This window comes from Streptomyces sp. NPDC058665, from assembly GCF_042714995.1.
Classification (GTDB): Bacteria; Actinomycetota; Actinomycetes; order Streptomycetales; family Streptomycetaceae; genus Streptomyces.
The window spans coordinates 118,962-132,032 of sequence record NZ_JBHXRX010000020.1 but is presented as its reverse complement, the minus strand read 5'-3'; the positions used below and the strand labels follow the sequence as shown (position 1 = coordinate 132,032).

The window sequence follows — 13,071 nt, the reverse complement described above, 5'->3', positions numbered from 1 at the left end:
CACCTTCCTGCACACCTACAACTACCATCGCGGCCACACCGCACTCGGAGGCAAGCCACCCATCACCCGCGTCAACAACCCTGCGAGTCAATACACCTAGGGCGCGTTACAGGTTGAGGCTGCTTCGCCCTTGTCGCGTCACTCCGTCGCGCTGTCCACCGTCCGCAGGATCGCCGCCCACGGAAGTTCGCGCGCCGGCGGGGCCGCGGTCGGTTCGTGGAGGGGCCAGACGTCCGGGCCCTCGATCAGGTGGGCGCCCGCCCGGTGGAGGTTGGCGATGTGGGCCGGCCAGGCCGGATGGCGGGCGTGGGCGGCGTTGATGGCAGGGAAGACGATCACCGGGAGGCCGGGGGTGCCCAGGGCCTCGGTGAGGTGGGTGAGGGCCTGGTTGTCGGCGATGCCCAGGGCGAGTTTGGTGACCGTGTTCGCCGTGGCCGGGGCCGCGACGAAGCAGTCCACCGGCGGGTGCGGGCGCGGGTCCGTGGGGAGGCGGGGCTCGTCGCGGACCGGGAGGCCGGTCAAGGCTTCCAGCCGGGCCAGTTCGCCGCTCGCGCGGAGCCAGCGGCCCGCGGTCGGGGTGAGGGTCACCGCCACCTGCCAGCCGTGGGCGATGGCCGGTTCGACCAGGCCGGTGCGGAGCGATGTCACCCCACCGGCCGCCGACGCCACCACTCCCAAGACGCCCCGGGCCGTACGTACTTCGCTCATCGCCACAGTCTCGCAGGGCATCCCGGCAGGTCACGGAGCGGCGGGCGCGGGTCGCGCATCCCCCATGAGAGCTACAGGAAGTGTCCATGTGTGGGGGATTCGCGGACGTCGGCGAATACCTAGCGTGGTCATCAGGTCGCCGCAGGTGCGACCGGTACAGGGGAGACCACCATGGGCGCGACGTCCGCGACACAGCACGACACCGGCTCCGGCCCGGACAAGGACCGCGACGTACGAGGGGGACGCCGCGGCCGTTTGGGCCGGATCGCGCGCTCTCCGCTCGGCTGGATGCTGATTGGGATGGCCGGCGTCGGCCTGGTCTCGGGTCTGACGGCGACCGGACCCGGCCCGGTGCCGGTGCTGGGCGCCGCCGCCGCGGTGGCCGTGTACCTGTGGGTCATGCGCCGTCTCGCGGGACGCGCCACGCCGGAGACCGCCCGGCCCGGGGCCGGCCGGGAGGTGCTGCTCGGCGGCGGGATCGGCCTGGGCTTCATCCTTGTCTCCGCCCTCCTGATAACGGCGTTGGGAGGCTACTCGTTCTCCTGGGCGGGCAACGGCTTCATATCCGTCGTCTGGGCGACAGTCGTGATGCAGATAGGCGCCGCGGTCGCAGAGGAGGTGCTGTTCCGCGGTCTTGCTCTGCAAGCCCTGGAGCAGCTGTGGGGCAGCCGCGCCGCCATCGTGATCACCTCGCTGTTCTTCGGTGCCGCCCACCTGGGCGCCCCGGGAGCGAGCGCGTGGAGCGCGCTGGCGATCGCTCTGGAGGCCGGCGTCCTACTCGGAGCCGCGTTCTTGTGGCGGCGTAGCATCTGGTTCGTCGCGGGTCTGCACTTCGCCTGGAACACCACGGAGCAGTTGCTCGGCATCCCGGTCTCCGGACACACCCCCGAGGGTCTGTTCACCGTCGACATCCACGGTTCCGATCTCCTGACCGGCGGCGGCTTCGGTCTGGAGACGTCGATCGTGCCCGTCCTCATCGGTGTGGCTCTCGCCGTCCCGATGTTCGTCCTCGCCCACCGGAACGGCGGGCTCAAGTCCCGCCGACACACGGGCCGTTGAGACAGGCCGGCTGGAGGATACGGAAGTGATGTCCCGTCAGACGCCCTGGAGCCTCCCGCTGTTCAAGGCGCCGCTCGACCGGTGGCAGGAGTGGGACGGCCTTTTCAAGGACGGCGTCCTCGCCCTGACGCTCACCCTGCTGGCTTGCGTACCGACCCTGTCCAACCTCGGTGCGCAGATCGGCGATCTGCCCGAGCAGCCGGCGAACATGCTCGGTGTCGGGCTGGTCCTGGCCCAGACGCTGCCGCTGACGGTCCGCAGCAAGTGGCCCGCGGTCTGTCTGGCCGTCGTCGCGGGCGCGTTCGCCGCGCACCAGGCGCTGGGCTTCGGGACGACGTTCGCGAGTCTGGGGCTGTATCTGGCCCTGTACTCCGCCGGGGCCCATCCGGTCCGCTTCCGTCACGCTCTGGCCGTCGTGGCGAGTGCGGGCTACGCCGTGCTGGCCGTCGTCCTGGACCGCCTGGGCTCACCGCAGTCGATACCGGACTATCTCGCGTTCTATCTGACTCTGGCCGTGATCTGGCTGGTGGGGAGTACGGTGCACACTCGGCGGACGGAAGAGGCCGAGCGGCGGCGGCTGGCCGCCGAGGTGGCCACGGCCACCGAGCGGGCGCGGATCGCCCGCGAGTTGCACGACGTGGTCACCCACCATGTGACGGCCATGGTGGTCCAGGCCGACGCGGCGCAGTTCCTGCTCACCTCCGCGCCGGAACGCGCCGGCGAGGGGCTGACGGCCGTCAGCGACACCGGCCGTCGGGCGCTGACGGAACTGCGGTACCTGCTCGGCGTCCTGGAGGCGACCGGCGAGTCGGCGTCCGCGGACCTGGCGCGTGAGGGCCTGGCGCGTGAGGACGGGGTGCTGGCGGACCGGGCACCCGCCCTGGGGCGGGTGGGGGACCTGGTCGAGCAGGCCCGCAGGTCGGGTCAGCCGGTCGAGTTCGGCGAGCGGGGCGAACGGCACCCGCAGGGCGTGGACGTGGAGCTGGCCGCGTACCGGGTGGTGCAGGAGGCGCTCACCAACGCCATGAAGTACGCGGCCGGGAAGCCGACACGGGTCCTGCTCCGGCACGGCGCCGAGCGCGTCGAGATCGAGGTGACCACCGAAGGCCCAGTCGCCGCGGCGGTCACGCGTGAACCGGGCCCGTCGGGCGGACGAGGGCTGGCCGGGCTGCGTGCACGGGTGCGGATGCTCGATGGTGAACTGGACGCCGGCCCCCGGCCCGAGGGCGGGTTCGAGGTCCGGGCCACGATTCCGTCCAAGCCCCTTCAGGAGTGACCCCGTGAGCGATGCGCCGCCACCGATCCGTGTGCTCGTCTGCGACGACCAGGCGCTGGTGCGGACCGGTTACGTGACCATCTTCTCCGCGCAGCCCGACATGGAGGTCGTCGGGGAGGCCGAGAACGGCCACGAGGCGGTTCAGGCCGCGCGGCGGCTGCGCCCAGACGTGGTCGTGATGGACATCCGGATGCCCCTGCTCGACGGCATCGAGGCGACTCGGCAACTGGCAGGTCCCGATACCGAAGGCGCGCCGAAGGTACTGGTCGTCACCACGTTCAACGTCGACGCCTACGTCTACGACGCGTTGCGCGCCGGAGCGAGCGGCTTCCTCCTCAAAGACTCGCCGCCGGCGGAGCTGGTCAACGGCATCCGTACCGTCGCCCGGGGCGAGGCCCTGCTGGCACCCGCCGTCACCCGCCACCTCATCGGCCACTTCGCGGAGCATCTGCGACCGGCCGACACCTCCCGGCCGGCCAGACAGGATGTCGTGCGTGTGCTGACCCCCCGTGAGCTGGAGGTGCTCAAGCGGATCGCCGAGGGGCTGTCGAACGTGGAGATAGCCGCGGCGATGTTCATCACGCCCGAGACCGTCAAGACCTATGTGTCGCGGATCCTGGCGAAACTCGGCCTGCGCGACCGCGTCCAGGCAGTCGTCCTCACCTACCGGGTCGGGCTGGTGTCCGGCACACCGTGACCCGGGTGCGCACCGGATCGGTCGCGCCGCTCGTCATCCGGTCCCCCTTCCGTCGTCGCGTCCGCTCCGCCGAGTCAGCGCTTACGCAGGCGCAGCGACGTCCAGCTCGCGTCCGCCGTCCAGCCGCCGTCGACCGGCAACGCGGTGCCGTTCACGAAGCCGCTGCGCGACGGATCCGCGAGGAACGCCACCGCCTGGGCGATGTCGTCCGGCGCCGCGAACCGCCCCATCGGCACCCGCTCCACGATGTCCCCGTCCGTGTACCCGCCGGACGCCTGGTCGGCTGCGTCCATCTCCGTCTTCACCCAGCCAGGACAGACCGCGTTGACCCGTACGCCCCTGCCTCCCCACTCCCCCGCGAGCGTGCGCGTGAGGCCGATCAGCCCGTGCTTGCTCGCGTTGTACGCCGCGCGGTCGGAGACTCCGTGCAGTCCCGCGATCGACGCGATGTTGACGATCGAGCCGCCGCCCTCGGCGAGCATCAGCCTGCCCACGGCGCGGGACAGCAGGAACGGGCCGGTGAGATTGACCTCCAGGACCCGCCGCCACTGGTCGGCCGTGGTCTCCTCGGCCGGGACGAGCAGGGAGACTCCCGCGTTGTTGACGAGCACGTCCACCCCACCGAACGCCTCGTTGACCTGGTCGGCGAGCCGGGTCGCGTACTCCTCCGACGCGACGTCCCCGACCACGACGACCGCCTCCGCCCCGGCCGCGCGGACGGCGGCGAGGGTGTCCACCGGGTCGGCTATGTCCGCCACGGCCAGTGCGTAGCCCTCCCCCGCCAAGACCTCGGCGACCCGCCGGCCGATGCCCTGCGCCGCCCCCGTCACCACCGCGACGCGTCCCGTGCCGCCACTCGCCGTACCTCGAAGCTCGGTCATACCCGAAGTCTGCACCGGCCCACTGACAATCACGGCCTCCGCCGAGACCCCCGGCCCCAGGCCCCGGACCCCGCCGATCCGTCGAAACCGTTGACGCGGGCAATGACCGCACGGTCGTACGGTTAGTACACTGCGCGTGTGACAGCCACGAGCACCGACGGACGCATCGCGCGCGGGAACCAGACCCGCCAACTGATCCTGAAGCACACCGTCCGGATCGCCTCGGTCGAAGGTCTCGGTGGTCTGTCGCTCGGCCGGCTGGCCGGTGAGCTGGAGCTGAGCAAGAGCGGGGTGTTCGCGCTGTTCGGCTCCAAGGAGGAGCTTCAGCTCGCCACCGTGCGCGCCGCCACCGAGGTCTACATCGATCACGTGGTACGACCTGTCCTGGACATGCCCGCCGGGCTGGCCCGGGTACGGCGGCTCTGCGACGGATGGATCGCCTACTCCGAGAGCCGGGTCTTCCCCGGCGGCTGCTTCTTCTACTCGGTCTCGGCCGAGTACGACGCACGCGAGGGCAAGGTCCACGACGCGGTGGCCCAGGCCCGCCTCGACTGGGCCGCGTTCGTGAGCCGGAACATCGAGGAGGCCAGGGAGGCGGGCGAGGTACGCGACGACACCGACGTCCCCCAGCTCACCTTCGAGCTCGTCTCGCTCCTCGAAGGCGCCAACGCCGAGTCCGTCCTGCACAACGACTTCAGCTGCTACGCCAAGGCCGCAAAGGGCGTCCTCAACCGGCTGCGGGCCGTGGCGACCGATCCGGCTCTGCTGCCGGTCGCGCCGCCCCCGTCGGCCGCACCGGCCGCGCCGCCCGCTCCCTGACCACGAAGTCCCTTACGGCCGCGACGACTTGGGAGTCGCCCAGGATCCGCCGGTGACCCAGCCCGCGCGTGACGACCAGCCCCGCCCGATCGCCCAACGCACCGGCGAGAGCACGTGAATGGGCGGGCTCGACCAGATCGTCGTCCTCGTCGTGGACGACCAGGAACGACATGCCCTCCACCTCCTTACGAGGCACCGAGAAGCGCGACCAGATGTCCGGCTCGCCGGGGAACAACTCCCGTTCGATACGCCTCCGAAGCTCGCGGTTCAGCCGCGCCCGCAGCCCCAGCCCCGCGCAGAACCGGTCGACCAGATACGCGAAGTCGGGCACGGCGCTGATGGCCACGACCCGCTCCGCCCGCAGCCCGAGCTCCTGGACGGCGAGGAACGTCGCGGTGGCACCGAGCGAGTGCGCCACGACCATCTCGAACGGCCCGTGTTCCCAGTTGAGCGCCATGACGATGTCACGCAGATCGACGATCGTCGTGGCCTCGCCCGTGGCTTCGCCGTGGCCGGGCGCGTCGAAGGCGACGGGGCTGAGGCCGAGGTCCAGCAACTCGCTGACCAGCGCGGCGAATCGCGAGCCGCGCGACTCCCAGCCGTGCACCAGCAGCACCGGCCGTTCACCCGTACCCCATCGGTAACTGACGGCCTTCTCCCCGCCGACAGCGATGCCGCTCACCTCGGCGCGGTCCATCACCGCGCGCTCGCCGGGCCGGAGCCGGCTGCGACCGCGCGGGACCCGGAAGAGCCGGAAGGCGGCCTTGCCCGCGAGCCGGGGTGACACGTAGGACGCGCTGTTCAGGGCCGTACGGACAGCTGCCTCGGCGAAGTCCATGCCATGCACTCCTCGTGCTCCTCGGATCAGGGCGGGGCGACTCGCGAGACATTAGCACGACCGTTCGGCTAGTTTTATGGCCAGACCGCACGTACGGTCGTGCTGGCAATAACGCCCGGCATCACGTCCGGCTTCACTTCCACCACGACAGGGGGCGGGAACACCGCATGGGGCCCAATCAGGAGTTCAAGGACGAGCTGGATCGCCTCATCGATCACCAACTCCTCCCGGAGGGATGGGACTTCGCCCGGACGTACGAAGGCCGGCCCCGCCGCTTCGACCTCCCCGATTCGGCCTCTTACTGCTCACGCTCGGCAGATCTTCCGGCCGGACCCCGTGGGGCGTGCCATCAGACGCAGAATGGGGCGTATGACTGAGAAGAACGACGACCACCAGCCGCACGACCCGGCAGGGCCCGAGGCGGCCCCCGACTGGGAGAAGCGCTTCCGGGCGCCCCGCGTCTCGCTGCCCGAGTGGGCCGAGGACGCGCCCGACCGCGCGCTGTTCGTGTCCAACGCGACGGGCACGTACGAGCTGTACGCGTGGGACCGCGCCACGGGCGTCCAGCGGCAGGTCACCGACCGCCCCAACGGCACCACGGACGGTGTGCTGACCCCGGACGGCCGGTGGATCTGGTGGTTCAGTGACACGGACGGCGACGAGTTCGGCGTCTGGATGCGGCAGCCCTTCGGGGGTGACGCCGACGAGCCCGCCGCCCCCGGTATCGCCCCGGCCTACCCCAGCGGCCTCGCCATCGGCCGTGACGGTACGGCGGTCGTCGGCTGCTCCACCGACGAGGACGGTTCCACGATCCATGTCCTCCCCCCGGGCGGCACCCCGGTCGAGATCTACCGCCACCGCGAGTCCGCCGGCGTCGGCGACCTGTCGCACGACGGGACGCTCGTCGCCGTCGAGCACACCGAGCACGGCGACGCGATGCACTCCGCGCTGCGCGTGGTCCGGCCCGACGGCACGGCGGTCGCCGAGCTGGACGACACCAAGGGCGGCGAGGTCGAACTGGGCCTGGCGGTCCTCGGTTTCGCGCCGGTCGATGGCGACACCCGGCTCCTCGTCGGGCACCAGCGGCGCGGCCGGTGGGAGCCGATCGTGTGGGACGTGGCCTCCGGCGAGGAGACCGATCTGGCGATCGAGCTGCCCGGGGACGTATCGGCCGAGTGGTATCCGGACGGGTCCGCGCTGCTGATCGTGCACAGCTTCGAGGCGCGCAGCGAGCTGTGGCGCTACGACCTCGCGACGCGCGCGCTGACCGAGGTCGAGACGCCCGCCGGTACGGTGTCGGGCGCGACGGCCAGGCCCGACGGCTCGGTGGAGTACCTGTGGTCGTCGGCGGCCCACCCGCCGGTGGTGCGGTCCACGTCGGGCGAGGTCGTGCTCGACCCGCCGGGCGCGAAGGCACCGGAGTCCGTGCCGGTGGCGGACGTCTGGGTGGAGGGTCCTGGCGGCCGTATCCACGCGCTCGTGCAGCGGCCGGCGGGCGAGGGCCCGTTCCCGACGGTCTTCGAGATCCACGGCGGGCCGACCGCGCACGACCGCGACTCCTTCACGGCGGGCCCGGCGGCCTGGGTGGACCACGGATTCGCGGTCGTACGGGTCAACTACCGCGGCTCGACCGGCTACGGCCGCGAGTGGACGGACGCGCTCAAGCACCGCGTCGGCCTGATCGAACTGGAGGACATCGCGGCGGTCCGTGAGTGGGCGGTCTCGTCCGGTCTCGCCGACCCGGCGAAGCTCGTGCTCTCCGGGGGTTCGTGGGGCGGCTATCTGACGCTGCTGGGCCTCGGCACACAGCCGGACGCGTGGGCGGTGGGCCTGGCGGCCGTACCTGTGGCCGACTACGTCACGGCGTACCACGACGAGATGGAGGCCCTGAAGTCCATGGACCGCACGCTGCTCGGGGGCACGCCGGAGGAGGTCCCGGAGCGGTACGAGGCGTCGTCACCGCTGACGTACGTCGACGCCGTGCGCGCCCCGGTCTACATCTCGGCCGGCCTGAACGACCCGCGCTGCCCGATCCAGCAGGTGGAGAACTACGTAAACCGCCTGACGGCACGCGCCGCGCCACACGAGGTCTACCGCTACGACGCGGGCCACGGCTCCCTGGTGGTCGAGGAACGAATCAAACAGGTCCGCCTGGAACTGGACTTCGCGGAGCGCCACCTGCGTTAGGGCGCGATGGGGGGCCGCGCCCGGCGCGTGCGGAGTCCCTCACGTACCTCCAGTACGAGAGGGACCCTCCGCCCCGCGATCACACGCGCCACCAAGCCATCACCCACTCCCCGGCGGCCACAAGCCCCGCCGGGCCGGGGGAGCTAGTGCGAGCCCCGCCCTGCCAGGGGGGCCAGTGCAAGCCCCACCCGCCCGGGGAACTGGCGCAGCCCCCCGCCCCCGCCAGAGCAGCCGCCGCGAGCCCGCCCTGCGGGGCGGCGGACCGCGCCACCGTCCACCCAAGCCCAGGCGTGCTCCGAAACCCCGCCCCGCGCCGGGCGGGCCCCCCGCGCGGTCCGTTCAAGCCCCCTCCCGGGCCGCCCACAGCGGCCCTTCCCGGCCCCGGGCGCGCACCCGCCCCCACCCCCCGCGCCGGCGCTGCGTACCGTAGAGGGGTGTATCGGTTTCTGCTGACGCCCCGCTGGTGGGGCATCAATGTCTTCGTGCTGCTCGCCATCCCCTTCTGCGTCTTCATGGGGACCTGGCAGCTCGGCCGTTTCGAGGACCGCGTCGACTCGCACCGGAGCGCCGAGGACGCCCCCGACCCCGGGAAGCGGGCCGCCGCGCCGGTCGCGGATCTGTTGCCCGTCGATCAGGAGACCTCGGGCCGGCACGCCACGGCCACCGGTACGTACGCGGACCAACTCGTCGTCCCGAACCGGGAGTTGGACGAGAAGTCCGGCTCGTACGTGCTGGCGCTCCTGCGGACCGACGGCGGCAAGGCGCTGCCCGTCGTACGCGGCTGGCTGCCGGCCGGCGAGGCCGTGCCCCCCGCCCCGAAGGGCGAGGTCAGCGTGACCGGCGCGCTCCAGGCGCCGGAGAACTCCGGCAGCGACGGCGCCGACTCCCGCGGCGGGCTGCCGGCCGGGCAGGTCGGCATCATCAGCGGGGCGTCACTGGTCAACCTCGTGCCGTACGCGGTGTACGACGCCTGGGTCACGGTCACCGAGCCCGAGCCGGGTCTCACGCCCGTACCGGCGCGGGCGCCGCAGGGCAGCGGTCTTGACCTGAAGGCGTTCCAGAACCTCGGCTACACGGGCGAGTGGTTCGTCTTCGTCGCGTTCGTGCTCTTCATGTGGTTCCGGCTGTTCCGGCGCGAGACCGAGGCGGTCAAGGACCGCGCGCTGGGCCTGGAGACGGCGGCGTAACACCCGTACAACCCGCGTGACGCCCCGCTACGACGCTTCCAGCACGCCCGTCCGGTAGATCGTCCCCGCGCACGCGTTGTCGATCGTCGTCGCGGCCGGCTCCGAGCCCGACTCCGGCGTGTGCACGACGTCGATGCTGCCGTCCTCCGGCGCCCCGTCATCGCTGCCGAGCTGCGGCGAGGGCTCGATCGGCGTCGATCCGGTGCCGTTCGTCGCACCGCCCGTCTCACCCTCCGTGGGTGAGGGGTCCGGTGACGGCTCGCTGGTCGGACAGGTGTCGGTCGGCACCCAGGCGAACATCACCTCGTACGCTCCCTCCGGCGGCAGCACCAGGCTGGTCGCCTCCTGCGAGGGATCGGGCAGACCGCTCGCGGCGTCACCCACGATGTGGTCCCGCACCTCGATCTTGCTGGGGTCGGCCGCGCCCGCCGCCTGGAAGCGGACGGATCCGTGGCCGCTGACCGAGCAGTCCGTGCCGGAGACGTTGGAGATACGGAACCGGCCGTAGACCGTGCCGTCGGCCCGCGGTTCGCCCGACTCGGAGCTCACCTGGAGCTGACTCGCGTCGCAGGTGGCGGTGGAGCTGGTGAAACTGCTCTCGGGGTCGTTGTCGAAGCCGCCGGTCGTACCGCCCGTGGTCCCGTCGCCGCCCGTCTCGGGCGAGTCCTTGCCGTCCGGGCCGCCCTGTTCGTCGTCCGTCTTGCCGGAGGAGCCGGAGCCCTCCTTCTCACTGTCCTTGGGGCCGCCGTCGGAGCCGGTGCCGCCCTGGACCTGCTCCCCGTGGCCCACGTTGAAAGACTCGCCGTCCGAGGAACTGCCGGTGTTGGCGACATGCACGAAGGCCGGCACGGCCGTACCGAACAGCAGCGCCGCCGCCGCGACCCCGACGAACGCCTGGCGCTTGCGCGCGCGTCTCGCGGGCACGGCCCGCTTCAGCTGGTCGAGGGCGCCGGGCGAGGGCTGGATCTCCTGGACGGCGCCGTGCAGGAGCCGGCGGAGTGCCAACTCGTCGGAGGTGTCACCGTCGTCACCGCCCAGTCCCTCTTCGCCGCCCGCTCGCCCTTGGCCGCCCACTCCCCCTTCACCGCGGCCGAAGATCGCCGCTAGAGGCTGGGGCCGAGTCACCTCTGTCTGCCGATCCCCATCGGCTCGGGCGGCACCGCCGTCGGCGTCTTCCGCGCCGCGCGTGCTGTCGGCCACACTGTGCAGGTCTCCGCCCGGTTCTTCTTCCGGCCCGTGGTTCACAGTTCCATTTCCAGTCGACTCGCTCGTCGGACCGTCCGGCCCCTCCGGCCTTCCGTGGTCCTGGTCTTGCTCGTGCCCGTTCATGCCGTGGCCTCCATGGCGATACGCAGCGCCGCGATGCCTCGCGAGCCGTACGCCTTCACCGAGCCCAGGGATATGCCGAGCGTCTCGGAGACCTGCGCCTCCGTCATGTCGGCGAAGTAGCGCAGCACCAGTACCTCGCGCTGGCGGCGCTGGAGGCCGCGCATCGCCTTGATCAGCGCGTCGCGCTCCAGCAGGTCGTACGCGCCTTCCTCGGCGCTCGCCATGTCGGGCATCGGCTTCGAGAGCAGCTTGAGCCCGAGGATGCGGCGGCGCAGCGCGGAGCGCGACAGGTTGACGACCGTCTGGCGCAGATACGCGAGGGTCTTCTCCGGTTCGCGTACGCGATTGCGCGCCGAGTGCACGCGTATGAAGGCTTCCTGGACGACGTCCTCGCAGGAGGCCGTGTCGTCGAGGAGCAGGGCCGCGAGGCCGAGCAGTGAGCGGTAGTGCTGTCGGTAGGTCTCGGTCAGATGGTCGACGGTGGTGCCTGCGGCCATCGCGTCGTCAGCCTCGCGCCGGTCCGGGAGACCCGTCGGGCGCGCCGCCGGCATGGGAGCGATCACCGGCATCCCACCGGTGCTGCGGGGCCGACGGCTCGGCCGCACCGAAGTGCCGCGAACCGGGACGACCGCTGTGAAATCGAGAACCTCTGCCACGCCTGTTGGACACGCTGCCCCCGCCCAGGGTTGTACGTGTTCGCCACCACATTTGACGATGCACCAATTGCCCTCATGCGTAACCGTTCTCCCCCACATGCCCCTTTTGCCTACGACATCGCGGAGGGACGACCGCATAGACGCTTCCGGTCAACCGTCGGTTGCGTCAAGTCGGATGAGCATCGTCCGCCACCGGAACACCCCAGTTCAAGTGGCCCTGAACGGCGATTTGCTCACAGGGCTTTCACAGATTCTACAAAGGGCCGGACGGCCCACCCGGACGGGCACCCGCGCTCCGCAGTACGCGCCCGCCCTCCGCGGTACGCGCCCGCCGGGCGTGCCCGCCCTCCGGCTACGCGCCGGTGAACTCCCCGGCCACGGCCTCCGCGATCTGCGCCGTGTTGAGCGCCGCGCCCTTACGGAGGTTGTCACCGCACACGAAAAGCTCCAGCGCCCGCTCGTCGTCCAGCGAACGCCGCACCCGCCCCACCCACGTCGGGTCGGTCCCCACCACGTCCGCCGGCGTCGGGAAGTCCCCCGCCGCCGGATTGTCGAACAGCACCACGCCCGGCGACGTCGCCAGGATCTCGTGCGCCCGGTCGACCGTGACCGCGCCCTCGAAGCGCGCGTGCACCGCGAGCGAGTGCGCGGTGATCACGGGCACATGCACACACGTCACCGCGACCTTCAGATCGGGCAGGTCGAGGACCTTCCGGGTCTCCTCGCGGATCGCCATCTCCTCGGACGACCAGCCGTCCTCCATGAGCGACCCCGCCCACGGGACGACGTTGAGCGCCAGCGGCCCGCCGAAGGGCCCGGTGATGTCGCCGACCGCGCGCCGTACGTCGCCGGGGTTCGTCCCCAGCTCCGTACCGGCCACGACCGACAGCTGCCGGCGCAGCGCCTCGACGCCGTCCTGCCCGGCGGCGCTGACCGCCTGGTACGAGGAGACGACCAGCTCGCGCACCCCGAACTCGGCGTGCAGCGAACCGACCGCCACGATCATCGAGAGCGTGGCGCAGCCCGGACTCGCGACGATGCCGCGCGGACGGAGCCGTACGGCATGCGGGTTGAGCTCGGGCACCACGAGCGGCACCTGGTCGTCCATGCGGAACGCGGCGGACGCGTCCACCACGACGGCGCCCTGGGACACCGCGATGGGTGCCCACTGGGCGGACACGGCGTCCGGTACGAGAAACAGCGCGACATCGACTCCCGAGAGCGCGGCCTCGCTGAGCGCCACGATCTCGGTCTCCTCGCCCCGTACGGCCAGCTTGCGGCCGGCCGTGCGGGGCGAGGCCAGAAGGCGGATCTCGCCCCAGACGTCCGCGTGCTGCGACAGGATCTGGAGCATGACGGCGCCGACGCCCCCGGTCGCGCCTACGACCGCGAGCGTCGGCCGGCCGTTCATCGGCCCGCGCTTCCGCGACTTCC

General features: G+C 71.8%; 12 protein-coding genes. 6 read left to right on the top strand and 6 right to left on the bottom strand.

Translation table 11 applies throughout. The features are described 5' to 3' along the window. Positions 1-138 precede the first annotated feature (138 nt). Positions 139-708, bottom strand: coding sequence for a flavoprotein (locus ACFWV8_RS15750; protein ID WP_384201500.1), 570 nt, complete (start codon positions 706-708; stop codon positions 139-141). A 171-nt stretch (positions 709-879) separates the two neighbouring features. On the opposite strand from ACFWV8_RS15750, the gene ACFWV8_RS15745 reads away from it, so the two are divergent. The 3 genes from ACFWV8_RS15745 to ACFWV8_RS15735 are packed head-to-tail and all read left to right on the top strand — an operon-like array spanning position 880 to position 3,740. Then, positions 880-1,767, top strand: a complete 888-nt coding sequence (locus ACFWV8_RS15745; RefSeq protein WP_384201497.1) for a CPBP family intramembrane glutamic endopeptidase — start codon at positions 880-882, stop codon at positions 1,765-1,767. Positions 1,768-1,795: 28 nt separating this feature from the next. After that, entirely contained in the window at positions 1,796-3,043 is a 1,248-nt protein-coding gene (locus tag ACFWV8_RS15740; protein ID WP_384201494.1) for a sensor histidine kinase, read from the top strand. A 4-nt stretch (positions 3,044-3,047) separates the two neighbouring features. Further along, a complete protein-coding gene (locus ACFWV8_RS15735; RefSeq protein WP_384201491.1) occupies positions 3,048-3,740 on the top strand; it encodes a response regulator in 693 nt (230 codons plus the stop codon). A gap of 74 nt (positions 3,741-3,814) precedes the next feature. On the opposite strand, the gene ACFWV8_RS15730 is transcribed toward ACFWV8_RS15735, so the two are convergent. Continuing rightward, positions 3,815-4,621 (bottom strand): SDR family NAD(P)-dependent oxidoreductase, encoded by an 807-nt coding sequence (locus tag ACFWV8_RS15730; protein WP_384201488.1) that lies wholly within the window; start codon positions 4,619-4,621, stop codon positions 3,815-3,817. Between the two features lie 138 nt (positions 4,622-4,759). On the opposite strand from ACFWV8_RS15730, the gene ACFWV8_RS15725 reads away from it, so the two are divergent. Beyond that, positions 4,760-5,440 (top strand): TetR/AcrR family transcriptional regulator, encoded by a 681-nt coding sequence (locus tag ACFWV8_RS15725; protein ID WP_384201486.1) that lies wholly within the window; start codon positions 4,760-4,762, stop codon positions 5,438-5,440. Here the strand turns inward: ACFWV8_RS15725 and ACFWV8_RS15720 are convergent. After that, complete coding sequence (locus tag ACFWV8_RS15720) at positions 5,349-6,278, bottom strand: alpha/beta hydrolase (RefSeq protein WP_384201483.1); 930 nt, start codon at positions 6,276-6,278, stop codon at positions 5,349-5,351. The genes ACFWV8_RS15725 and ACFWV8_RS15720 overlap by 92 nt on opposite strands. A gap of 369 nt (positions 6,279-6,647) precedes the next feature. Here ACFWV8_RS15720 and ACFWV8_RS15715 point away from each other — a divergent pair, with 369 nt between their 5' ends. Both ACFWV8_RS15715 and ACFWV8_RS15710 read left to right on the top strand, forming a co-directional pair. Further along, positions 6,648-8,465 carry a prolyl oligopeptidase family serine peptidase gene (locus ACFWV8_RS15715; protein WP_384201480.1) on the top strand — a complete coding sequence of 606 codons (1,818 nt, stop codon included), beginning with the start codon at positions 6,648-6,650 and terminating at the stop codon, positions 8,463-8,465. Positions 8,466-8,899: 434 nt separating this feature from the next. Further along, positions 8,900-9,652 (top strand): SURF1 family protein, encoded by a 753-nt coding sequence (locus ACFWV8_RS15710; protein ID WP_384201478.1) that lies wholly within the window; start codon positions 8,900-8,902, stop codon positions 9,650-9,652. 27 nt (positions 9,653-9,679) lie between these two features. On the opposite strand, the gene ACFWV8_RS15705 is transcribed toward ACFWV8_RS15710, so the two are convergent. From ACFWV8_RS15705 to ACFWV8_RS15695, 3 genes are all read right to left on the bottom strand, one after another. Beyond that, positions 9,680-10,726, bottom strand: coding sequence for a DUF4232 domain-containing protein (locus tag ACFWV8_RS15705; protein ID WP_384201475.1), 1,047 nt, complete (start codon positions 10,724-10,726; stop codon positions 9,680-9,682). 251 nt (positions 10,727-10,977) lie between these two features. Beyond that, positions 10,978-11,637 carry a SigE family RNA polymerase sigma factor gene (locus ACFWV8_RS15700; RefSeq protein WP_384201471.1) on the bottom strand — a complete coding sequence of 220 codons (660 nt, stop codon included), beginning with the start codon at positions 11,635-11,637 and terminating at the stop codon, positions 10,978-10,980. Between the two features lie 352 nt (positions 11,638-11,989). Continuing rightward, complete coding sequence (locus ACFWV8_RS15695; protein WP_384201469.1) at positions 11,990-13,048, bottom strand: aspartate-semialdehyde dehydrogenase; 1,059 nt, start codon at positions 13,046-13,048, stop codon at positions 11,990-11,992. Positions 13,049-13,071 lie beyond the last annotated feature (23 nt).